The organism is Microlunatus elymi, from assembly GCF_007362775.1.
Classification (GTDB): domain Bacteria; phylum Actinomycetota; class Actinomycetes; order Propionibacteriales; family Propionibacteriaceae; genus Microlunatus; species Microlunatus elymi.
The window spans coordinates 3,598,812-3,620,964 of record NZ_CP041692.1 but is presented as its reverse complement, the minus strand read 5'-3'; the positions used below and the strand labels follow the sequence as shown (position 1 = coordinate 3,620,964).

The window sequence follows — 22,153 nt, the reverse complement described above, 5'->3', positions numbered from 1 at the left end:
CGCCTCGCACGAGCCGGACCTGCCGCAGCGTCAGCGCTTGACGGCGATCAGGACCGAGGTGTCGGGGGCGACCATCACGTCGACGCTGGTGAAGCGTTCGTCGGTGAGCCAGGCCTGACGGAGTTGATCAACGCGGCCGGACTCCATCGGGGGCCAGTTGGTTGAGGGGGAGAAGTCGTCGAGGACGATCATCCCGCCAGTCTCCAGCATGTCGATGATCTCCTCCCGCGGAGAGTGCCGGGCGCTCTCCGCATCGATGAAGATCAACGAGAACGGGGCGTGCTCGGCCAACGTGGACCAGTCGGCATGCATCACGTCGATGTCGTCGCCGGCGAACATCTCCATCACGCCGTGGGCGAGTTCGGGATCGAGCTCCGCGGTCAGCACTCGGGTGCCCTTGGGGGCACCGACCCGCAGCCACGCGGCGCCGACACCGCAGCCGGTGCCGCACTCGGCCATCGTCCCGGACCGGGTTGCCGCGAGGGTCGCCAGCAGCCGCCCGGTCTCGTTGCGCGAGGCCATCACGTACCCGTGCTGCAGGGACATCCGCAGCGCTCGGGTGACGAGTTCGGGCAGTTCGGGCGGTGCACTCACAACAGTCAGTCTTTCATTGCAGACGGGCAGGGTCCAGGATGCGAGAACGTCATCCCACGATCTGGTGGAAAAATACTCGGACGTCCTAGTATCTCGTCCACCAGCATCGATCTCGAACCGGGAATGCACATGTACGACATGTATCCAGACCGTTGGGCCGAGCAGGACGAAACCTCCCGCCGGACCGTAGCCGAGCGCCCGCACCGCCGCGCCCGGCGAGCCCACGAGACCCGCCCCGAGATCATTCGCGTACGTCAGCAACGTCCGGCTGAGCGGTAGGCAGCGGGGGTTACCGGCCCTTCGACAAGCTCAGGGCCCTTGGGTGCGGTCCGAGCCCAGGTGCGCCCCAGACGGAGTGCGGGCGACTGGTCTGCCGAGGCTGGGGCGGGCGGTCTCTGCGCGCAAGACGTGGATGGGCCTGGCCGTCCGCACAATGCCGTCCGCGCCCCGTATCAGCCATCAGATCCCAACCAGATAAGGGAACCAGGCATTGTGCGGACCGGTTGTCTGCGCGCAGAGACCGCCCACCCCAAGATCACAACGGTCGAGGGACGGACAGTAAAAGGGCGAGGTCAGAGGGCCGAGGCGATCGCGTCGCCGATCTCGCTGGTGCTGCGCGACGTACCAGCGGAGCGGTGAGCGATGTCGGCCAGCACTGCCTTTTCGATTCGGGCGGACTCGTCTGCCAGGCCGAGATGATCCAGCAGCAACGAGACCGACAGGATCGTCGCGGTCGGATCCGCGATGGCCTTACCAGCAATGTCAGGAGCAGAACCGTGCACCGGCTCGAACATCGACGGATAGCGGCCCTCCGGGTTGATGTTGCCGCTGGCGGCCAGTCCGATGCCACCGGTGACCGCACCGGCCAGGTCGGTGATGATGTCGCCGAACAGGTTGTCGGTGACGATCACGTCGAACCGGGCCGGATCGGTGGCCAGGAAGATGGTGGCGGCGTCGACGTGCAGGTAGTCGGTGGCGACATCGGGATACTCGCGGGCGACCGACTCGAAGATCCTGCGCCACAGCCCACCGGCGTTGACCAGCACGTTGTGCTTGTGCACCAAGGTGATCTTGTTCCGGCGCCGGGAGGCGCGGGCGAAGGCGTCGCGAACGACCCGCTCCACCCCGTACGCGGTGTTGATGCTCACCTCGGTGGCGATCTCGGCCGGCGTGCCGGCACGGACCACGCCGCCGTTGCCGACGTACAGACCCTCGGTGCCCTCGCGAACGACGACGAAGTCGATCTCCTTGCCGGCGATCACCGAATCGGCCAGCGGAGTGGGAATGCCGGGGAACAGCCGGCTCGGCCGCAGGTTGACGTAGTGATCGAAGGCGAATCTGATCTTGAGGATCAGGCCGCGCTCGAGGATGCCACTGGGCATCGTCTTGTCACCGGGTGCGGCACCGACCGCGCCGAAGAGAATGCCGTCGGACTGACGCAACTCGTCCAGAACCGAGTCCGGGAGCACCTCCCCTGTCCGCTTCCAACGCTCGGCGCCGAGGTCGTAGTCGGTCAGCTCGAAGGCGCCGGGGGCGACCGCCTGCAGCACCTTGATGCCCTCGGCGACCACCTCGGGACCGATGCCGTCACCGGCGATCACGGCCAGATTCTTCGTCTTGTTCTCGCTCGTCACCCGCGCATCGTAGCCAGACCGCGTCCGCGACGAGAGCCCCATCTCAGCCGTCAGTCCAAGAGAAAGGCAGTGCTAGCGTGCAAACCATGAGCAGGCTGTTCGACGTCCGGCCCAATCCGCATCCGAAGAGCGAGGCCGAGCGCGCGGCCATCCTCGCCGATCCGGGATTCGGCCTCCATTTCTCCGATCACATGGCCGTGGCCATTTGGAACCCGGAGGAGGGTTGGCACGATCGCCAGGTCCGCCCGTACGGTCCGTTCCAGCTGGATCCGGCGGCGGCGGTGCTGCACTACGCGCAGGAGATCTTCGAGGGGCTGAAGGCCTACCGGCACGCCAACGACTCGATCTGGCTGTTCCGCCCGGACAAGAACGCGGACCGCTTCACCAAGTCCGCCGAACGGCTGGCGCTGCCGGTGCTGCCGCACGAGGATTTCCTGGCCAGCATCGAAACCCTGGTGGTCACCGATCAGGCCTGGGTGCCCGGCGGCGGGGAAAGCAACCTCTACATCCGGCCGTTCATGTTCGCTTCCGAGACGTTCCTCGGGGTGCGGCCGGCCAAGACCGTCACCTACGCCTGCATCGCCGGCCCGGCCGGTGCGTACTTCAGTCACGGCGTGCAACCGGTGGACATCTGGGTCTCGTCGCAGTACGTGCGCGCCGCACCCGGCGGCACCGGTGCGGCCAAGACCGGCGGCAACTACGCCTCCAGCCTGATCGCCCAGCAGGAGGCGTACGACAAGGGTTGCGACCAGGTGCTCTTCCTGGACGGCGCAGAGAAGCGCTGGGTGGAGGAGCTCGGCGGGATGAACATCTACCTGGTCACCAGCGACGGCGAGTTGATCACGCCGTCGCTGGAGGGAACCATCCTGGAGGGCGTCACCCGCGATTCGGTGCTCACGCTGGCTTCCGAGCACGGTCTGCAGCCGGTCGAGCGCCGGATCAGCATCGACGAACTGCTGGACGGCATCCGCTCCGGCAAGATCACCGAGATGTTCGCCTGCGGTACGGCGGCGGTGATCAACCCGGTCGGCTCGCTGGTCACCGAACAAGGGCGAGTTGTGGTGAACGACGGCGCCTCCGGTCGTTACACCGACGAACTGCGCCGCGCCCTGCTGGACGTCCAGTACGGCCGGGTCGAGGACACCCACGGCTGGATGCACAAGGTCTGCTGAAACACCTCGATGATCAAGGGTGATCTTGCCGAGTTGGCGGCCCGCGCCTGGAAACGCCTGCACGGGCCGGCACAGTGGCGGATCCTGTGGCTGAAACACGCCACCTTCATGATCGGCGTCACCGGCGTCGTGCTCGACGATCATGATCGAGTCCTGCTGCTGCGGCATCGGTTCTGGAAGGATTGTCCCTGGGGCACTCCTTCTGGCTATCTCGAGCGGGGCGAGACTATCGAGCAGGGGTTTGCCCGCGAGGTTGCCGAGGAAACCTCCTTGCAGATAACCGATGTCAGGATCCACAAGATCAACTCCGGCTTCCGGCTGCGGCTGGAGGTCGCGGTGATCAGCCGACTGGCCGGCGACCAGGTGCCGCGGGTGGACGAGATCGAGGTTGCCGAGGCACGCTTCTTCACCGTCGGCGAACTGCCGGCCGACCTGCGTATGGGGCATCGCGAGTTGATCATGGCCGCGCTCGCCGGCTCACCGGCCTGAGACGGCAAACCGGCGGCAACCCTTGACGACCGATCGGCGCTGCTGATTCTGTTCTGGCAACCGATGATCAAGGAGTTCAGAGTGGAACGGTTCGGGCATACGGGGGCGCCATGTTGAGGCCACAGGACACGGCGACTCGAGAGCGTAAGCGGCTCGACGGTTTGTGGGACTTCCGTATTGATCGCGACGGAGTCGGTGTCGAACAAGGATGGCAGGACGGCGCGCTGCCGGAAGCCCGGGCGATGGCCGTGCCGGCCTCGTACAACGAATTGGTGCTGGACCCGGGAGATCGGGAGTTCTTCGGCGATCTCTGGTACGCGACCACGGTCCGGATCCCGCGCGGCTGGCAGGACCAGCGGATCAGCCTCTACGTCGAGTCGGCCACCCACCGGGCGACGGTCTGGCTGAACGGGCACGAGATCGGATCGCACGAGGGCGGCTATCTGCCGTTCGAACTCGACCTCACCGACGCCGTCGAGCCCGGCCAGGAGTGCCGGCTGGTGATCAAGGTCAACAACACGCTGACCTTCGCATCGATCCCGCCCGGCGTCGTCGAGGACGGGCCGACCGGCCCGCGGCAGCGGTACTTCCACGACTTCTACAACTACGCCGGACTGCATCGCTCGGTCTGGCTGACGGCAACCCCGAAGGCACGCATCGAGGACGTGCTGGTGGTCATCGGTCTGGACGCTGACACCGGCCTGGTCGACGTCCGCACCACGACGAGCGAGGCAGACGAGCTACGAACCGCGCTGGTGCTGTCCGACGCCGACGGGCAGGAGGTGGCGAGCGGTCAGGGCAGCCAGGCACAGCTCCGGGTGCCGGCGGTCGAGCTCTGGCAACCCGGCCGCGGATACCTGTACGAGTTGACGATCCGGCTGACCGACCGAGATCAACTCCTGGACGAGTACCGGCTGCCGGTCGGAGTCCGGACGGTAGAGGTCCGCGGCACCCAGTTCCTGATCAACGGCGAGCCGTTCTACTTCACCGGCTTCGGCATGCACGAGGATCACGCCATCGTCGGCAAACAGCACAACGACGCCTTGATGCTGCGGGATTTCGCTTGCCTGGAATGGATCGGCGCGAATTCGATCCGGACCTCGCACTATCCCTACTCCGAGGAGTTCATGGAGCACGCCGACCGGACCGGCCTGGTGGTGATCGACGAGACCCCTGCGGTCGGGCTGAATCTCGGCATCGGCGGCGGGCTGTTCGGCAGCCAGGGCTATCCGACCTTCTCGGCCGAGACCGTGAACGAGAAGACGCAGGCCAATCACGCTCAGGTCATCCGCGAATTGATCAACCGGGACCGCAACCATCCCAGCGTGGTGCTGTGGTCGATCGCCAACGAGCCGGAGTCCCACACCGAGGAGTCGGTGCACTACTTCGAGCCGCTGTTTGCCGAAGCCCGCAAGGCCGATCCGACCCGGCCGGTCGGCTTCGTCAACATGATGCTGGCCCGGCACGGCGACTGCCGGCTGGCTCAATTCGCCGACGTGATCATGCTGAACCGCTACTACGGGTGGTATGCCTTCACCGGAGATCTGGCGGCGGCCGAACAGGCCTGGACCGCCGAGCTCAACGGTTGGGCAGGCGACGGCAAACCGATCATCATCACCGAGTACGGCGCCGACACCCTCGACGGCATGCATCAGCTGATCGCCCAGCCGTGGAGCGAGGAGTATCAGCAGCAGTATCTGGAGATGAACTCTCGGGTCTTCGACGGAATCGATGCGGTGGTGGGGGAGCAGGTGTGGAATCTGGCCGACTTCGCCACCACGGCAGGGATCATCCGGGTCGGCGGCAACCGCAAGGGCGTCTTCACTCGAGATCGTGAGCCCAAGCTGGCGGCGCACTGGTTGCGTCGGCGTTGGCTGGACCGGAAAGCGGCGGACGCGCAGGTCGAGGCGCCGGCAGACTGAATCGCGGCCTCGAGGACCAAAGGCCCGAACGCAAGATCACCCGAGTCGGGTGATCCTGGGTGGGGGTCGGCTTGCGTTTGGTGGTGATCAACAACGTTGCAGCACATGCCGGCTCTCCCCACCTGCTGCGGGCATGGCTGCCCCCTGTCGATCGGAGTCTCCGCATGGCACGAGAGTTTCAGGGCAAGGTCGAACTGGATGTCCGCGATTCGCAGGGCGACTGGGACGCATTCCTGCCGGACAAGGCACCGACCGGCGCACCCAATGTCCTGGTCGTCCTGTACGACGACACCGGCCAGGCCGCCTGGTCCCCGTACGGCGGGCGGATCAACATGCCGACGATGGACCGGCTGGCTGCCGGCGGGCTGACCTACAGCCAGTGGCACACCACCGCGTTGTGTTCCCCGACCCGCTCGACCTTTCTGACCGGCCGCAATCACCATATGAACGGGTTCGCTTCGATCTCGGAGTCCTCGACCGGGTTCGCGGGCTACAGCTCACACATACCGCCGTCCAACGCGACCATGGCCAACGTGCTGCGGGAGGCCGGCTGGTCGACCTTCTGGGTGGGCAAGAATCACAACGTGCCGATCGACGAGTGGACGATGGGCGCGTCCAAGAAGCGCTGGCCGCTGGGCATGGGCTACGACCAGTTCTACGGGTTCATCGGCGGTGAGACGAACAACTGGTATCCGTCGCTGGCCGAGGGCAACCGCTACATCGATCAGCCGTACGGGCCCGAGGACGGCTATCACCTGTCCAAGGATCTGGCCGATCAGGCGTTGCGGATGATCCGCGACTCCAAGCAGACCGAGCCGGACAAGCCCTGGTATCTCTGGTTCTGCCCGGGCGCCAACCACGCTCCGCATCATGCGCCGCAGGAGTACATCGACAAGTACAAGGGTGCCTTCGACGACGGCTACGAGGCCTACCGGGAGTGGGTGCTGCCGCGGATGATCGAGCGCGGCATCCTCCCCGAGGGCACCGAGCTCACCCCGCTGAATCCGATGTCGGACGGCACCTACACCCAGACCGACTACGTGCGGCCCTGGGGGGAGCTGAACGAGAAGGAACGGGCGATGTTCTGCCGGATGGCCGAGGTGTACGCCGGTTTCAGCGAATACACCGACGCCCAGGTCGGCAGGATCGTCGACTACCTGGAGGAATCCGGCCAGTTGGAGAACACGATCATCTTCTACTGCGCCGACAACGGCGCCTCCGGCGAGGGCAGTCCGAACGGTTCGGTCAACGAGGGCAAGATCTTCGGCGGCTATCCCGATGATCTTGAGCAGAACCTGTCGATGGTGGACAAGCTCGGCTCACCGGACACCTACAACCACTATCCGACGGGTTGGGCGGCCGCTTTCACCACCCCGTACCGGATGTTCAAGCGATACGTCTATCAGGGTGGCATCTGCGATCCGCTGGTGATCCACTGGCCGGCCGGGATCAAGGCCAAGGGCGAGGTACGGCATCAGTACCACCACTCGACCGACATCGTGCCGACGATCTACGAGGCCTGCGGGGTGGAATTCCCGGACGTGTTCGAGGGGATCGAGCAGACGCCGCTGTCGGGTGTCTCGATGGCCTACTCGTTCGATGATGCGGACGCGCCGACCGCGAAGAAGACGCAGTACTACGAGATGTTCGGCAATCGTGGCATCTGGCACGACGGCTGGAAGGCGGTCACCGAGCACGGCCCGGTCAGCGGCATGAGCGGATACGACAAGGACAAGTGGCAGTTGTTCCACACCGATGTCGATCGGTCCGAGGCTGATGATCTTGCTCAGGATCATCCGGAGAAGGTCGCGGAACTCAAGGCACGGTGGATGGCGGAGGCCGAAGCCAACAACGTCCTGCCGCTGAATGACCTGCAGATCATCGGCAACCCGAAGGACTTCGAGACCTTCATGAAGATGGAGTTCCACGTCCCGGTGCCGCCGAGCGGTCAGTACGTCTACTACCCGGGCACGTCGGAGATCCCGGAGCGGTCCGCGGCCAACGTGCACGGAGTCTCGTACAAGGTGTTCGCCGATGTTGATCTTGAGCCGGACAGCCAAGGTGTGATCTTCGCCCATGGGTCTCGGTTCGGCGGTCACGCGTTGTTCATCAAGGACGGGCAGCTCAGCTACGCCTACAACTTTCTCGGCATCCCGCCGGAGGATCGGATCTCGGCGCCGGTGCCGACATCGGGCCGGCACATCCTGGGGGTCGAGTTCGTCAAGGAGGGCACCGGCCAATTCCGCGAAGGCACCGGTCCGCTGCGGCTCTACATCGACGATCAACAGGTCGGCGAACAGCAGATCCGTACGGTGCTGGGGCACTTCTCGCTCTGCGGCGAGGGTCTGTGCATCGGCTACGACAGCGGCGACTCGGTGTCCAGCGCCTACGCCGGTGATCGGTTCGACTTCACCGGCGGCACCATCCACAAGGTCGTCTTCGACATCGCCGACGACGCCTACGTCGACGTCGAAGCGCACCTGCGGGCCGCGATGGCCCGCGACTGAGGGCTGCGTCCGTCAGGGTTGTCGACGGCAAACCGATGACAACCCTTGACGGATGATCAGGTTCGCTGCTGATATTCCTCGGTAACCGATTTCCGAGGAGTTCAGCGTGGAACTGACCAAGATCACCAAACCCGTACGAGGCCGACTGGCTGTCGCTGCGGCGGCCCTCTCTCTGGCAGTGGCCGGGATGGTCGTCGCATCGCCGTCAGCGGGCGCCGACCCGGGACACGACGCGGCACCGAGCCGGCCGGTCGGCTGGGCATCGACCGACGGTGGGGTGACCGGCGGCGGTAGCGCCGGCGCAGCCAATAGATTCGTGGTGCACAACCGAGCCGAGTTGATCAACGCTGTGAACAACGGCGGCCAGCCGAACGCGCCGAAAGTGATCAAGGTCGTCGGCAACATCTACGGTGACGACGCCGGTGACGGAACCCATCTGGGACAGCAGGATTACCGTCCTGGTTGGGATCTCGACCGCTACATCGCCTGCTACGGGCCGGACGCGATGGAGTGGAGCGACAGTCGCTACCCCGATTGCGGTGATCTCCGCCGGGGACGGGTGATGGGCTCGAACGCCGAGAAGGCGCAGATCCAGATCACACTCGGGTCGAACACCACACTGGTCGGTCTCGGCAACCACGCCAAGCTGACCGGGATCTACCTGACGATCAACGGCGGCAGCAACATCATCGTCCAGAACCTGACCATGGAATCGCCGATCGACTACTTCCCGAGCTGGGATCCCGGCGACGGCGGCGGATCGTGGAATGCGCGGTTCGATGCGATGAGCATCGTCACCGGCACCCACGTCTGGATCGATCACGTCACCTTCACCGATGGCGCCCATCCCGACAGCGCGGCAGAAATCGGTCCTCACACCAAGATCGTGCAGCAGCACGACGGGCTGCTCGACATGGAGGACGGCACCAACCTGGTCACGGTTTCGAACAGCGTCTTCGACAACCACTCCAAGACTCTGCTGCTGGGCTCCGGCGACAGCAAGGGCGACCGTGATCGGGGCAAGCTGCGGATCACGTTCGTCGGCAATCACTTCATCGACAGCGAGCAGCGCTCCCCGCGGGTGCGGTTCGGCCGGGTGGACGTGGTGAACAACCTCTACACGGCGGCCACCGACGATCCGCAGCGGCCGATCCTGACCCCGAAGCTCGGCGGCCCGGGCTACTTCCTCGGTCTGGGACTGGAATCGCAGATCTACTCCCGCTACAACGCCTTCGACTACACCGGGCCGGGCGCAGACAGCTCGATCATCGCCTGGGCCAGCGGCGGCACCAGGTTCTTCGACCGCGGGTCGTGGTTCAACGGCCGCAAGGTCGACGCGATCGCCGTCGCCCGCGCCTCCTTCGACCAAGCCAAGGCCGAGGCCCTCGCCGACGCCGCTGCCGACGGCACCGAGCCGCCCGCCTGGACCGCCGAGTCGTTCCAGCCAACCGTCGACTGGAATCCCGACGATGTCTATCAACTCAAGCCGCTGCACTCGGAGCGACAGGTGACCAGGTCGGTGCTGGCCAACGCCGGCGCGGGTCGGATCTGAGTCGGCAGAGAGCCTGATGTCTCAAATTCTGGAAGGGGTGCTGGCGATCCGGCGCCGGCGGGCGCAGACTGTGCGCATGGCCGATCAGGCTCTGATCATTACTTAGCGCGCTGCGACCTCGTCACAGCGCGCCAAACCTCCTGTCTTCCAGCGGGAGGTTTTTTCATGCCCACAACGCGATCCGCCACCACCGAACGCAATCCGCCACCATCGAATCCGAGGACATCATGTCGACGCAGAGTGCGGCGCCCTTCCCGCAGCCGACCGACTTCCACGTCTACGACACCACCCTGCGGGACGGCTCGCAGCAGGAGGGAATGCGGCTGACCGTCACGGACAAGCTGCGGATCGCCGGCTACCTGGACGAGCTCGGCGTCGACTACATCGAGGGCGGCTGGCCGGGGGCGAACCCCAACGACACCGCCTTCTTCGCCGCAGCCGCGGCGGGCGAACTGTCGTTGAAGAACGCCACTCTGACCGCGTTCGGCTTCACCCGGCGCGTCGGTGGCAAGGCGGCCGACGATCCGCTCACCGCCGCGTTGCGCGACTCCGGTGCCGCGGTGGCCTGTGTGGTGGCGAAGAGTCATGATCAACACGTGCTGCGGGCGTTGCGGACCACGCTGGCGGAAAACCTGGCGATGATCACCGACACGGTGACTCACCTGGTGGCGGAGGGGCAGCGGGTGTTCCTGGACTGCGAGCACTTCTTCGACGGCTACCGCGAGAACAAGGCGTACGCGACCGAGGTGGTACGCGCCGCGATGGAGGCAGGTGCCGAGGTTGCGGTGCTGTGCGACACCAACGGCGGCATGCTTCCGCCGTGGGTGTCGGCGGTCGTTGCCGAGGTGGCCGAGTCCACCGGGGCGCGGCTGGGAATCCATGCCCACAACGATTCCGGTTGTGCGGTGGCCAACACGCTGGCCGCAGTGGACGCGGGCGCCACCCACGTCCAGGGCACCATCAACGGCTACGGGGAACGGACCGGCAACGCCGATCTCGTTCCGGTGGTGGCCAATCTCGAACTGAAGTACGGCTGGCAACTGCTGCCGGCCGGATCGCTGGCCGAGGCGACGCGACTATCCCATGCGATCGCCGAGGTGACGAATGTTCCACCGAGCAATCGTCAACCCTATGTTGGCCTGTCCTCCTTCACCCACAAGGCGGGGTTGCATGCCAGCGCGATCAAGGTCGATCCGAATCTGTATCAGCACATCGATCCGGAGCTGGTCGGCAACGACATGCGGATGTTGGTGTCCGACATGGCCGGCCGAGCCAACATCCAGATCAAGGGCGAGGAGCTCGGATTTGACCTCTCGGATCGGGACCTGGCCGCGAAGATCACCGACACGGTCAAGGAACGCGAAGCAGCCGGCTACACCTACGAGGGTGCCGACGCAAGTTTCGAACTGCTGCTGCGCGACGAGCTTGATCAACTGCCGGTCTTCTTCGTGGCCAGGTCCTGGCGGGTCTTCACTCAATCGATCACCCGGGAGGGCGACCCGGAACGGGAGCTGGACACCGAGGCGACGCTGCAACTGGATGCCGGCGGATCGATCACCCGAGTGGTCGGCGAAGGCAACGGGCCGGTGAACGCTCTTGATCATGCTCTGCGCGAGGCGTTGCTGCCGGTCTACCCGGTCGTCGAGCGGTTCGAGCTCAGCGACTACCGGGTCCGGATCCTCGATCAGGGGCACGGCACCGATGCCACGATCAGAGTCCTGATCCAGACCACCGACGGGATGCGCAGCTGGACCACGGTCGGCGTCGGGCAGAACGTGATCGACGCTTCCTGGGAGGCGCTGGCCGAGGCGTATTCCTATGGTCTGCTGCGATCCGGAGCCGGTCAGGGCTGAGCCGATGTCGACCAGGCAACCGCTGCTGCACGACAGCGTCATCCTGTTGCGGGCGCCGAGTCAGCTCTGGTCCGGCAGCGACGGTGACCTGTCCGAGCAGCCGATCCACGGGCTGTACCACGGCGATGTCAGGTTCCTGCGCCGGCTGAGTTTGCGGGTCGACGGCGAGCGACCGGAGTCGATCGCTCAGGCGGCCGAGGACGCTTCGACCGGGGTGTTCGTCGGCATCGTCCGGCGCGATGCCGATCACGGCGCCGATCCGCGGTTGCGCGTGGAGCGCCGCCGTTCGGTGGCTGCCGGGCGACTGTCCGAGCGGGTGCTGTTGATCAACGGGCATGGCGACCGGATCCGTACCACAGTGGAGATCTCGCTGGTCGCCGACTTCTCGCCGATGGCGTTGATCAAGCAGGGGCAGAGCGCCGATGCCGACCTGTCGGTGACCGGTGACGGGTCCGAGGTGATCATCGTCTCCGGCGACTGCCGGGCGCGACTGACGGCCGCTGATGCCGAACTGACGGTGGACGGGCCGAAGCTGATCATGAACTGGCCGGTCGACCTGGCGCCGGACCAGACGCGGCGGCTCGACTGGTCGATGGAGCTGTCCGATGCACGTGCAGTGGTCGGTGCTGCAGACGGCGTCGCCCCGTGGACCGGTGTCGAGGCACGAACCGACGACAGCCGGCTGCGGCACTGGGTTCGTACCGCGTTGAATGATCTTGACGCGCTGCGGATGACCACCGAGGCGGTGCCGGGCGAGGAATTCTTCGCTGCCGGGGCGCCGTGGTTCTTCACCCTCTTCGGCCGGGACTCGATCTGGGCGGCTCGAATGCTGCTGGGTCTGACCACGTCGATGGCCGAATCGACATTGCGGATCCTTGCTGCACATCAGGGCACCGATGAGGTGATCGAGACGGCCGAGCAGCCGGGCAAGATCATGCACGAGCTCCGTTCGGGGCAACTTGAGCTGGGCGGCGGACTGTATCTTCCGCCGCTCTACTACGGAACCATCGACGCAACACCGCTGTGGATCGTGCTGCTGCATGAGGCGTGGCGTCATGGACTGGCAGATGATCACGTACGAGAGTTGCTGCCCGGACTCGAAGCGGCGCTGGGTTGGCTACGTGATCATGGGGACGCCGACGGCGACGGATTCTTGGAGTACGTGGACCGCTCGGGGCACGGTTTGGCCAACCAGGGTTGGAAAGACTCGGGCGACTCGATCCAGTGGCGGGACGGCCGGCTCGCCGAAGGCCCGATCGCGCTCTGTGAGGTGCAGGGCTACGCCTACCAGGCTGCCATCGGCGGCGCCGAGCTTCTTGATCATTTCGGACGCGACGGCTCGTCCTGGCGGGATTGGGCTGCAGGTTTGAAGGAACGCTTTGCCGCCGAGTTCTGGATCCAGGATCCGGACGGCGACTATCCGGCGGTCGCCCTGGATGCCGCGAAGCGTCCGGTCGACTCGGTCACCAGCAACATCGGGCATCTGCTCGGTACCGGGATTCTGCAACCTGGGCAGGCGGAGTTGATCGCCCACCGGCTGGCCGGGCCGGAGCTGAACTCCGGCTACGGATTGCGTACGTTGTCGACGGATTCGGCGGGCTACTGGCCGCTCAGCTATCACGGCGGGTCGGTGTGGGCTCACGACACCGCGATCGTGATCAACGGACTGATCGCCGAGGGTTTCCGTGCCGAGGCTCGACTGCTCGGGGAGGGACTGCTGCGCGCCGCCGAGGCGTTCGGCTATCGGATGCCCGAACTGCACTCGGGCGATCCGGCGACCGTGATCAACAAGCCGGTGCCGTATCCGGCGGCCTGCCGACCGCAAGCGTGGTCGGCTGCCGCCGCGATCGTCGTTGCGTCAGCCTTCGACGTCGAGTTGCAGGAAACGTCGTAGCGCGTCGGCGCCGGTCACCGCGATCGGCTCACCGCGGTTGAAATCCTCCGGCTTGAGCAGCAGTTGCTGGTTGATCGCCGCTTCGCCCCGGCGGGCCATCCGCTTGATCCCGTTCGGTCGGTAGCCGACCTTGCGACTGACTCCCAGCGATGCCGGATTGTCATCGAATGCGCCTGAGGTGACCTGCACCGCGCCGAGCTCCTCGAACACGAACGCGCAGACGGCTTGCCGCATCCGGGTGCCGATGCCCTGGCCGTGGAAGCGTCGCGCCAGCCAGGACCCGGTCTCGCCCGTACGGGTGATCGCGTAGTCGTGGGTCGAGAAGCCCTGCGAACCGACCAGCTCCCCGTTGCGCCGTACGGCGAAATCCAGCGCGAAGTGCTCCCGGCTGAACCCGCTGCGTACCGACCAGTGGAACCGCGCGAAGTTGGCCGGCAGCTCGGCTGCAGGCGCATCGGTCCACGGCGCCGAGAACGGCATGAAGTCGGGATCATGCACTCCATCGAGCACCAGATCGACGAACTCGGGAAGATCATCATCCCGGATGATCTTGAGTTCAAGATCACCAGCAGTGATCACTAACTGGTACGGCGGCCAGATCTCGCTCATGTCCATCCCCCAACCCTGACCGTTCCACCGCTCAACCGCGACCGCTTTTGCGCCGGGCGGCCCCGGCCGGCCGATCTTCGAGAGCCGAGCCGACCTGTGGGAAGGTGTCGATCGATCTGCCGGCGAGATGGCTGCAAACCGGCAGGAAACTCTGCCATTTGGCCGGCAGATTTCCCAGGGTCAGATCGGTCCTTCGACAGGCTGAGGGCCCTTGGGACGCGTTTCGGGCGGCAGGTCAGGCGATGCGGTCGATGATCAACGGGGAACGGGCGGGGGCGGTGTCGGCTATCTGCCAGTGACCGTCGAGCGCTTGCAGGGCGCGGGGGATGCGGGCCGGATCGTCGGTGTGCAGGGTGATGAGGGGCTGGCCGGCGGTGACCTGGTCGCCGGGTTTGGCGTGCAGCAGGATGCCGGCGGCGGCTTGGACCGGGTCCTCCTTGCGGGCTCGGCCGGCGCCGAGCCGCCAGGCGGCGACACCGACGGCCAGCGCGTCCAGCTCGGTCAGGTAGCCGTCGCGGTCGGCGCGTACGGTCTCGGTATCCCGGGGCTGGGGGAGCGGTGCATCGGGATCGCCACCCTGGACCATGATCATCTTCCGCCACACGTCCATCGCACGTCCGGAGTTGAGCAGGTCAGCAGGGTCGACGTCAGAGATCCCTGCTGCGGCAAGCATTTCTCGGGCCAGAGCCACGGTCAGGTCGACGACGTCGGCCGGCCCGCCGCCGGCCAGCACCTCGACCGCCTCGGCCACCTCGACCGCATTGCCCGCGGCCAGGCCGAGCGGCGTGTCCATCCGGGTAAGCAAAGCGCTCGTCGGTACGCCGGCATCGCGACCCAGCGCGACCATCGCCCGTGCGAGCCGAGTGGCCGAATCGATGTCACGCATGAACGCGCCGCTGCCGACCTTCACGTCCAGCACCAGGGCACCGGTGCCCTCGGCGATCTTCTTACTCATGATCGACGATGCGATCAGCGGGATGGATTCGACCGTGCCGGTCACGTCTCGCAGCGCGTACAACCTTCGATCGGCCGGCGCCAGCCCGGATCCCGCCGCGCAGACGACCGCACCGACTTCTTCCAACCCAGCAAGCATTTCGGCGTTGGACAGCTCGGCTCGCCAGCCCGCGATCGCTTCCAACTTGTCCAGCGTGCCGCCGGTGTGTCCGAGCCCTCGTCCCGACAACTGCGGGACCGCCGCGCCACACGCCGCGACCAGTGGAGCCAGCGGCAAGGTGATCTTGTCACCGACGCCGCCGGTCGAGTGCTTGTCCACGGTCGGTCGGGACAGCCCGGAGAAGTCCATCCGCTCCCCGGTGTTGATCATGGCCGTGGTCCACGCGGACAGTTCGGCATCGTCCAGGCCCCGGAAGAAGACCGCCATCGCCATCGCGGACATCTGTTCGTCGGCCACCTCGCCGCGGGCATAGCCGCCGATCAGCCAATCGATCGCATCGGGCGCCAGCACGCCACCGTCGCGCTTGATCTTGATCAGTTCCTGCGCATCGAAACCCCGTACGGTCTGCCCGGCGTCGTTCTGATTGGCCATGGGGCTGAGTATGGCTCACCGGCACGGTGGATAGGCTCCGTTCATGCGCATCGCCCGATTCTCCGCAGGTTCCGATCCTCAGTACGGCATTGTCGAGTTGGCTGTCGACGGCGGCGATCATCCCGACACGGTGTCCGCGCTGACCGGCGATCCGCTGGCCACCAAGGTGCAGCTGACCGGGCAGCGGTTCGACCTCGATCAGGTACGCCTGCTGGCGCCGGTGATTCCGCGTAGCAAGGTGGTCGCGGTCGGCCGCAACTACGCCGACCACGCCGCCGAGCTCGGCAACGAGATTCCCGAGACGCCGATGACCTTCCTGAAGCCGAACACCTCGGTGATCGGACCGGACGAGGCGATCGTCCATCCCAGCTACACCAACCAGCTCAGCTACGAGGGCGAGCTGGCGATCGTGATCGGCCGGATCTGCAAGGAGGTCCCGGCAGAACGCGTACCGGATGTGATCTTCGGCTACACCATCGCCAACGACGTCACCGCCCGCGACCTGCAGGGACCTGACAAGCAGTGGGCCCGGGCCAAGGGCTCGGACACGTTCTGCCCCCTCGGCCCGTGGATCGTCACCCACCTTCAGATCGAGGAGGCGGAGAATCTGATGATCACCACCACGGTCGACGACGAGGTACGCCAGCACGGCCCGACCCGGGACATGCTGAACAAGATCGTCGACCTGGTGGTCTACATCACCAGCTACACCACTCTGTTGCCGGGCGACGTGATCTTGACCGGCACCCCGGCCGGAGTCGGGGAGATGAAGCCCGGGCAGAAGGTCAGCATCGAGATCGACGGCATCGGCGCCCTGACCAACCCGGTCATCGCGGCCGAATGACGACGGGCCGCTGGATTTGAGGACGGCCCGTTAGAGTTGGCGGTTGTGACCGGCTCTGACCATCCTGCCCTGCTGACCGAGGCCGACGTTATCGGTGATCTCGACCCGACCGACGTACGCGTCCGGTTCCCGCCGTCGCCGACCGGCAATCTGCATGTCGGCAACGTCCGGAGTGCGTTGTTCAACTGGGCCTTCGCCCGGCACTACGGCGGCAGCTTCGTGCTGCGGATCGAGGACACCGACACCGCCCGCAACACCGAGGGCTCGCTGGAGGGCTTGATCGCGGCGCTGCGCTGGCTGGGTCTGGACTGGGACGAGGGACCGGACAAGGAGGGCCCGCACGGTCCGTACATCCAGTCCGAGCGCGGCGACATCTACGCCGACGGGGTGACCAAGTTGCTGGCCGGCGGGCACGCCTACCGCTGCTTCTGCACCCGGGAGGAGATCGATGCCCGGCAACAGGCCCAAGGCAAGAGCGGACCGTCCGGTTACGACGGCTTTTGCCGCGAGCTGACCGCCGGGCAAGTGGCGGAGAAACAAGCCGCGGGGATCCCGGCGGTGATCCGGATGCGGATCCCGGACGGCTCGATCGACTTCCTCGATCTGGTCCGCGGGCCGGTGCACTTCGACGCCGAGCACGTGCCGGACTACGTGATCGTGCGAGCCGACGGCAGCCCGCTCTACACCCTGGTCAACCCGGTCGACGATGCGTTGATGGAGATCACCCACGTGCTCCGCGGCGAGGATCTGCTGTCCTCGACACCGCGCCAGATCGTGATGTATCGGGCGCTCGCCGAGATCGGAGTCGGGCCTGGCCGGACGCCGAAGTTCGGCCATCTGCCGACCGTGCTCGGCGAGGGCAATCGCCGGCTTTCCAAGCGGGACAAGGGATCCGGGCTGCAGGAGTACCAGCTGGCCGGATATCTGCCCGAGGGGCTGCTGAACTATCTGGCCCTACTGGGTTGGGCGATCGCCGATGATCGGGACGTCTTCGGCATGGACGAGATGGTGCAGGCTTTCGACATCCGGCGGGTGAACGCCAACCCGGCCAGGTTCGATCCGAAGAAGTGCGAGGCGATCAACGCCGCGCACATCCGGCTGCTGGATCCGGCCGATCTCACGGCCCGGCTGACCCCGTACCTGATCGACGCGGGGGTGCTGGCCGAGCCGCCGGAGCCGGAGCAGCTCGAGTTGCTGAGCCGGGCGACGCCGTTGGTGCAGGAGCGGATAAACACACTGAGCGAATCCGTTGCCCTGTTGGATTTCCTGTTCCTGGACGATGATCAGATCACCATCGCCGACGACGCCGGCCTGAAACCGGACGCGCTGCCGGTGCTCGAAGCAGCCGAATCGGCGATCACCGGGCTTGATCAATTCGATCATGATCAGATCGAGATCGCGCTGCGGACGGCGCTGATCGACGGCCTGGGAATGAAGCCACGTAAGGCTTTCGGACCGGTCCGAGCCGCGATCAGCGGAAAGCGGATCTCGCCGCCGCTGTTCGAATCGATGGAGCTACTCGGCCGCGAGTCAAGCCTGAGCCGGATCGGCCGAGCCAAGGCCTACCTCGGTCCCCAGACGCAGGGCTAGCCCGGCGGTGAGCAGCAAGAAGCGTCGTACGCACGGCAACCCGGCGAACCAAGGTCAGCCGAAACCCAAGCAGGCAAACCGAAACCGTGCTGTCGCCAAGCCGAACAAGGCTGGCCAGCGGCCGGGTGCCTTCGACGCGTACGCAGCGATCGAGCAGACGCCGCCGTCGGGCGCGCTCTACTCCCAGGTGCTGCGGACCGCCGATCATGTCTGGTGGCGGTCGCTGCTGGGCGTGCTGATGGCGATCTCGCTCTATATCCTGCTGTCCGCGGTGATCAGCCAGGCGATCGTGATGCTCAGCTGGACGATCACCTCGCCCGGGATCGGCTTCGCCGAGTACAGCAAGCAGGCGCTCGGATTCGAACTGCCCGCCGGGATGCTGGCGCAGAATCTCGGCATCGCAGCGCTGATCCCGATCTCGTTCGCGACGATCATGCTGGTCCACCACGTCCGACCACGCTGGCTCGGCTCGGTGCAACCCCGGCTGCGCTGGAAGTTCGTCTGGATCAGTCTCGGCGTCGCGGCCCTCGCGTTCGCCGCGGTCCATCTGGCGTCGATCGCGGCCGGTCCCGCGGTGCACGTGCGGCCGCAGCAGCATTTCTGGCTGTTCGCGATCGTGATCATCCTCACCTCGCCGTTGCAGGCGATCGGTGAGGAGTATCTCTTCCGCGGCTATCTGCTGCAGGCCTTCGGCAGCCTGGTCAAGAACCCGTGGTTCGGCGTCATCGTCTCCTCACTGGTGTTCGCGCTGTTCCACGGCACCCAGAATCTGCCGCTGTTCATCGACCGGTTCGCCTTCGGATTGCTGGCTGCGATGCTGGTGATGCGCACCGGCGGCATCGAGGCCGGCGTCGGCGCACATGTGATCAACAACGTGTACGCCTGGTTCCTGGCCGGACTGACCAGCACCATCGCCACCTCGCGCAACCTGCAGGAGATCGGTTGGGTCAGTGCAGCGGTTGACGTCGGCGGCTTCGCACTGTTCGCCGTCCTGGCCTACCTCGCCGGACGCAAGCTCAAGCTTCGCACGCTGACGCCCTGATCGATGGCACCCTGATCGGTCGGCCGGCGAGGGTGAACCGCGCCCGGTTTGGGCGAACAGCGGCCCTTCTAGTAGAGTTCATGGTCGTTGCCAGGAGGCAACAAACCCTTGGGGTATGGGGTAATTGGCAGCCCGACTGATTCTGGTTCAGTTAGTTCAGGTTCGAGTCCTGGTACCCCAGCAAGTTTGCTGAACCTGCTGTATCGGCCGCTCGAGATGTTCTCGGGCGGCCGTTTCGGTGTTCCAGGACACACGGCCCAACCGCCCGGGCGGCTACGCTGCGGCCCGTGGGTGTGTTGAACGAGTTGCTGACGCTGAGCGGCGAGGCGCTGACCCTCTGGCGCCGCAATCTCGGCAAGTTGATCACCTGGTTCTGCCTGGGCACCGCCGTGCACATCGTCGGCACCCAGCTGTCGGCGCGGATCGGTAATGATCATCAGCTGCTGTCGACGATGGCGTTCATTCTCGGCGTGCTCGGCTGGCTCGCCGCCCAGGTCCTGATGATCCACTCACTCAAGCCGAACCTGACCACGCCCCGTCGCCTCCTTCAGCAGAGCCGGCTCGAACCTGCCACCGGCCAGGCCCGGCGCAATCTTCCGAACCAGATCTTCGCCGACGAGGGGCGGATGCTGGTGCTGGTCTCGGCGATCGGCCCGTTCCTGGCCGTCTACTCGGTCTGGGGCTACATCCAGGACGAGGTCCGCGATCTGTTCTTCGCCAATCTCAGCCAGGAGGGCTCTCTCGACCCCGATCACTGGTCGATCAGCTTCGCCACCGACCGGCTGCCGTTCTATCTCGGCCTCACCGTCGGCGCCTGGATCTTCGGCAAGCTGGTCGAGGTCGCGGTGGCCAGGATTCGACGCCACCACCAGCTGGGTGCCTGGACCGGCATCGCCGAGGTGATCGCCGACGGGACCGTGGTCTTCGGGCTGTTCATGCTGCTGGGCATCGCCTGGACCTGGTTCAAGTCCTGGTGGCAGGACCGCGCCGTCACGGTCGGCCTGGAGACGCTGTGGCGCGCGGTGCTCGGTGTGCTGCCGGACTGGCAGCTGTGGTTCGGGCTGACCCTGCCGGTGATGCTGCAGCAGCTGGTCGGCTGGTGTGCACACACCCTGCTGCCGGGTCTGGCGAACCGGGTGCTGTTGCCGCTGATGTGGCTGGCGCTGACCGGCACTGTCTTCGGCTGGCGTCAGTTCGCCGGCCGTGACGTCGTCACCGGTACGAGGTTGGAGCGCGCCGCCGAACGGCTGGGCAGGGTCACCGGGCCGACGACGGGCGCGGTCGGGATGGCGGCCCGATTCGCCACCGACGACCTGCGCACCAAGTGGCTGCCGGTGGCGTACGCGTTCCGGTTGGTGTGGCGTTCGGGGCCGCGTTTCCTGGGCAGCTATCTGGTGCTCGCCACCGTGCTCTGGGCGGCGCAGAACTGGCTGACCGTCGGCCTCACCGTGCTGATCGGCCCGCACGACCTGGCCACCACGTTCGCGATCGAACCGTTCCAGGATCTGCTGGTCGGTGTGATCATGACGCCGCTGCTGATCTCGCTGTACGCCGCCGCCTTCGATCAGGTGATGGGGGAGGCGGCCGGTGTCGGCCGACTCCCGGCCGACCGGATCGTTCGGCCACCGGGCACACCGCCGGTCACCCCGCCGGCTCAGCGGGTGAAATCGACCAGGTAATCGTCGTCGCCACCGGTGCCGATGTCCATTCGGATCCGGAAGGTGTCGGCGGCCGTGGCCGGGATCAGGTAGGAGAAGCCGACCTGCAGCGGGTGATGAGCGCGGATCCTGTGATCGGAGCTGCCGGCGCAGCTCAACGCTGCGGGACGCTTGAGGTTGTAGGTGATGTCGTCGTTGCCAGTGCGCCAGGTGCGGCCGTCCGGATCGATCAAGGTCGTCTCGCACAGATTGTCGTCCGGTTTCACCGAGTCGTCGACGATCTCGGTGGTCAGCGTGATCAGCACGATCACCGCACCGGCGGGCGCCTTGACCGGCGGATCGCCCTGCTCCTCGGCCGGCAGCTGGCGGGCGACCTGGACTTTGTCGATCCGGAAGGTCGCGCCGTGGCTGGTGACCGTGCTGCCGACCGTTGTGGTCAGGTCGGGCCGCGGATTCCTTGCAGACCAATGGATCCGAGCCTGCCAGCCCGCCGCGGCCAGCGCCACGATCACGGCCAGGCAGGCGGCGACCAGCCATCGACCGCGGCCGGTGATCGTCATCGGCTCACCGCGCTGTGTCCGGTGCCCAGCCGGATGGGGTGATCGTCGATCGTGAACCGGTCGTCCAGGGTGAAGCGCGCGCCCGAGTCGTACCACTTGAACTGGTCGGCGCTCGGGTTGATCACCAGCTGCGCGCCCCGCAGCCGGTCCTCGGGCACCTCGAACACCGACTGGCCGTGACCGGTGAAGCCGGGCTGGATGATCGGCAGCTGCGCGATCTGGAATTGGTCTCGGTCGTGATAGATCCGTCCGTCGGACGTGTGCAACTCGATCGAGTCCAGCAGCAGATCGGTCTTCGCCTTCGACCGTACGGTCAGCGTGGCAACAACAAAGGTCTCCGTACTGGTCACCGGATCCTGGTAGTCGCCCGCCGGCTTGACCGAGGTCGCGTATTCGATCTTGCTGAGTTTCGCGTCATAGGTACGGGTTGCGGCCCAGTGACCCAGGGGTGCGTCGACGTAGTCGACCTGGACGGTATCGGGATCGGGACTGGTCACCGCCAGTACCGCGACCACGGCGAGGCAGACGGCCAACGCCAGCAGGCCGTCTCGCCGGCTCGGCCGTCGACGCCGATCGGCGGCCTCGGCCGGATCTTCATGATCAACAGGCTGATCCTCATGATCAACAGGCTGATCTTCATGATCAACAGTACGGTCGGTCATTTCTTGTGCCGCTCGTCGATCACCG

At 66.0% G+C, this 22,153-nt stretch carries 17 protein-coding genes and 1 tRNA gene; 12 read left to right on the top strand and 6 right to left on the bottom strand.

The genetic code is table 11. The annotated features are described in order from the left end of the window. Window positions 1-30: 30 nt before the first annotated feature. Both FOE78_RS16175 and FOE78_RS16170 read right to left on the bottom strand, forming a co-directional pair. A complete protein-coding gene (locus FOE78_RS16175; RefSeq protein ID WP_143987217.1) occupies window positions 31-594 on the bottom strand; it encodes an O-methyltransferase in 564 nt (187 codons plus the stop codon). A gap of 572 nt (window positions 595-1,166) precedes the next feature. Beyond that, entirely contained in the window at window positions 1,167-2,270 is a 1,104-nt protein-coding gene (locus tag FOE78_RS16170) for a 3-isopropylmalate dehydrogenase (protein ID WP_143987216.1), read from the bottom strand. Window positions 2,271-2,314: 44 nt separating this feature from the next. Here FOE78_RS16170 and FOE78_RS16165 point away from each other — a divergent pair, with 44 nt between their 5' ends. The 7 genes from FOE78_RS16165 (at window position 2,315) to FOE78_RS16135 (ending at window position 13,617) form a co-directional block, all read left to right on the top strand. Then, on the top strand, window positions 2,315-3,400 hold the full coding sequence (locus FOE78_RS16165) for a branched-chain amino acid aminotransferase (RefSeq protein WP_143987215.1): 1,086 nt from the start codon (window positions 2,315-2,317) through the stop codon (window positions 3,398-3,400). Window positions 3,401-3,409: 9 nt separating this feature from the next. Beyond that, window positions 3,410-3,889: an NUDIX domain-containing protein gene (locus tag FOE78_RS16160; RefSeq protein ID WP_143987214.1), complete on the top strand. Its 480-nt coding sequence runs from the start codon at window positions 3,410-3,412 to the stop codon at window positions 3,887-3,889. 110 nt (window positions 3,890-3,999) lie between these two features. Then, window positions 4,000-5,811: a beta-glucuronidase gene (gene uidA / locus FOE78_RS16155; RefSeq protein WP_143987213.1), complete on the top strand. Its 1,812-nt coding sequence runs from the start codon at window positions 4,000-4,002 to the stop codon at window positions 5,809-5,811. 164 nt (window positions 5,812-5,975) lie between these two features. After that, window positions 5,976-8,318 carry an arylsulfatase gene (locus FOE78_RS16150; RefSeq protein WP_143987212.1) on the top strand — a complete coding sequence of 781 codons (2,343 nt, stop codon included), beginning with the start codon at window positions 5,976-5,978 and terminating at the stop codon, window positions 8,316-8,318. Between the two features lie 106 nt (window positions 8,319-8,424). Further along, entirely contained in the window at window positions 8,425-9,870 is a 1,446-nt protein-coding gene (locus FOE78_RS16145) for a pectate lyase family protein (RefSeq protein ID WP_143987211.1), read from the top strand. A 227-nt stretch (window positions 9,871-10,097) separates the two neighbouring features. After that, window positions 10,098-11,723: a citramalate synthase gene (gene cimA / locus FOE78_RS16140; RefSeq protein ID WP_143987210.1), complete on the top strand. Its 1,626-nt coding sequence runs from the start codon at window positions 10,098-10,100 to the stop codon at window positions 11,721-11,723. A 4-nt stretch (window positions 11,724-11,727) separates the two neighbouring features. After that, window positions 11,728-13,617: a glycogen debranching N-terminal domain-containing protein gene (locus tag FOE78_RS16135; protein ID WP_143987209.1), complete on the top strand. Its 1,890-nt coding sequence runs from the start codon at window positions 11,728-11,730 to the stop codon at window positions 13,615-13,617. Here the strand turns inward: FOE78_RS16135 and FOE78_RS16130 are convergent. Beyond that, window positions 13,582-14,232 carry a GNAT family N-acetyltransferase gene (locus FOE78_RS16130; protein ID WP_143987208.1) on the bottom strand — a complete coding sequence of 217 codons (651 nt, stop codon included), beginning with the start codon at window positions 14,230-14,232 and terminating at the stop codon, window positions 13,582-13,584. The genes FOE78_RS16135 and FOE78_RS16130 overlap by 36 nt on opposite strands. Window positions 14,233-14,461: 229 nt before the next feature. Continuing rightward, on the bottom strand, window positions 14,462-15,772 hold the full coding sequence (locus FOE78_RS16125) for a thymidine phosphorylase (RefSeq protein ID WP_143987207.1): 1,311 nt from the start codon (window positions 15,770-15,772) through the stop codon (window positions 14,462-14,464). Window positions 15,773-15,815: 43 nt separating this feature from the next. Here FOE78_RS16125 and FOE78_RS16120 point away from each other — a divergent pair, with 43 nt between their 5' ends. From FOE78_RS16120 to FOE78_RS16100, 5 genes are all read left to right on the top strand, one after another. Beyond that, window positions 15,816-16,616, top strand: a complete 801-nt coding sequence (locus FOE78_RS16120) for a fumarylacetoacetate hydrolase family protein (RefSeq protein WP_143987206.1) — start codon at window positions 15,816-15,818, stop codon at window positions 16,614-16,616. Between the two features lie 45 nt (window positions 16,617-16,661). After that, window positions 16,662-18,206: a glutamate--tRNA ligase gene (gene gltX, locus FOE78_RS16115; protein WP_407662588.1), complete on the top strand. Its 1,545-nt coding sequence runs from the start codon at window positions 16,662-16,664 to the stop codon at window positions 18,204-18,206. Window positions 18,207-18,213: 7 nt separating this feature from the next. Further along, window positions 18,214-19,248 carry a CPBP family intramembrane glutamic endopeptidase gene (locus tag FOE78_RS16110; protein ID WP_143987204.1) on the top strand — a complete coding sequence of 345 codons (1,035 nt, stop codon included), beginning with the start codon at window positions 18,214-18,216 and terminating at the stop codon, window positions 19,246-19,248. A gap of 109 nt (window positions 19,249-19,357) precedes the next feature. Further along, window positions 19,358-19,429, top strand: a tRNA-Gln gene (locus FOE78_RS16105). Between the two features lie 106 nt (window positions 19,430-19,535). Continuing rightward, complete coding sequence (locus tag FOE78_RS16100; protein WP_143987203.1) at window positions 19,536-20,927, top strand: hypothetical protein; 1,392 nt, start codon at window positions 19,536-19,538, stop codon at window positions 20,925-20,927. Here FOE78_RS16100 and FOE78_RS16095 read toward each other — a convergent pair. Both FOE78_RS16095 and FOE78_RS16090 read right to left on the bottom strand, forming a co-directional pair. Next, on the bottom strand, window positions 20,903-21,466 hold the full coding sequence (locus tag FOE78_RS16095; RefSeq protein WP_143987202.1) for a hypothetical protein: 564 nt from the start codon (window positions 21,464-21,466) through the stop codon (window positions 20,903-20,905). The genes FOE78_RS16100 and FOE78_RS16095 overlap by 25 nt on opposite strands. Next, entirely contained in the window at window positions 21,463-22,128 is a 666-nt protein-coding gene (locus tag FOE78_RS16090; protein ID WP_143987201.1) for a DUF4352 domain-containing protein, read from the bottom strand. The genes FOE78_RS16095 and FOE78_RS16090 overlap by 4 nt, the downstream gene beginning before the upstream one ends. Window positions 22,129-22,153 lie beyond the last annotated feature (25 nt).

Excerpts from the sequence above, each read along its gene's own strand:
- FOE78_RS16130 (WP_143987208.1), bottom strand. The coding sequence starts at position 14,232 with ATGGACATGAGCGAGATCTGGCCGCCGTACCAGTTAGTGATCACTGCT.
- FOE78_RS16160 (WP_143987214.1), top strand. The coding sequence starts at position 3,410 with ATGATCAAGGGTGATCTTGCCGAGTTGGCGGCCCGCGCCTGGAAACGC.
- FOE78_RS16095 (WP_143987202.1), bottom strand. The coding sequence starts at position 21,466 with ATGACGATCACCGGCCGCGGTCGATGGCTGGTCGCCGCCTGCCTGGCC.
- uidA (WP_143987213.1), top strand. The coding sequence starts at position 4,000 with ATGTTGAGGCCACAGGACACGGCGACTCGAGAGCGTAAGCGGCTCGAC.
- FOE78_RS16170 (WP_143987216.1), bottom strand. The coding sequence starts at position 2,270 with ATGGGGCTCTCGTCGCGGACGCGGTCTGGCTACGATGCGCGGGTGACG.
- FOE78_RS16165 (WP_143987215.1), top strand. The coding sequence starts at position 2,315 with ATGAGCAGGCTGTTCGACGTCCGGCCCAATCCGCATCCGAAGAGCGAG.
- FOE78_RS16120 (WP_143987206.1), top strand. The coding sequence starts at position 15,816 with ATGCGCATCGCCCGATTCTCCGCAGGTTCCGATCCTCAGTACGGCATT.
- FOE78_RS16135 (WP_143987209.1), top strand. The coding sequence starts at position 11,728 with ATGTCGACCAGGCAACCGCTGCTGCACGACAGCGTCATCCTGTTGCGG.
- FOE78_RS16150 (WP_143987212.1), top strand. The coding sequence starts at position 5,976 with ATGGCACGAGAGTTTCAGGGCAAGGTCGAACTGGATGTCCGCGATTCG.
- FOE78_RS16090 (WP_143987201.1), bottom strand. The coding sequence starts at position 22,128 with ATGACCGACCGTACTGTTGATCATGAAGATCAGCCTGTTGATCATGAG.
- cimA (WP_143987210.1), top strand. The coding sequence starts at position 10,098 with ATGTCGACGCAGAGTGCGGCGCCCTTCCCGCAGCCGACCGACTTCCAC.
- FOE78_RS16125 (WP_143987207.1), bottom strand. The coding sequence starts at position 15,772 with ATGGCCAATCAGAACGACGCCGGGCAGACCGTACGGGGTTTCGATGCG.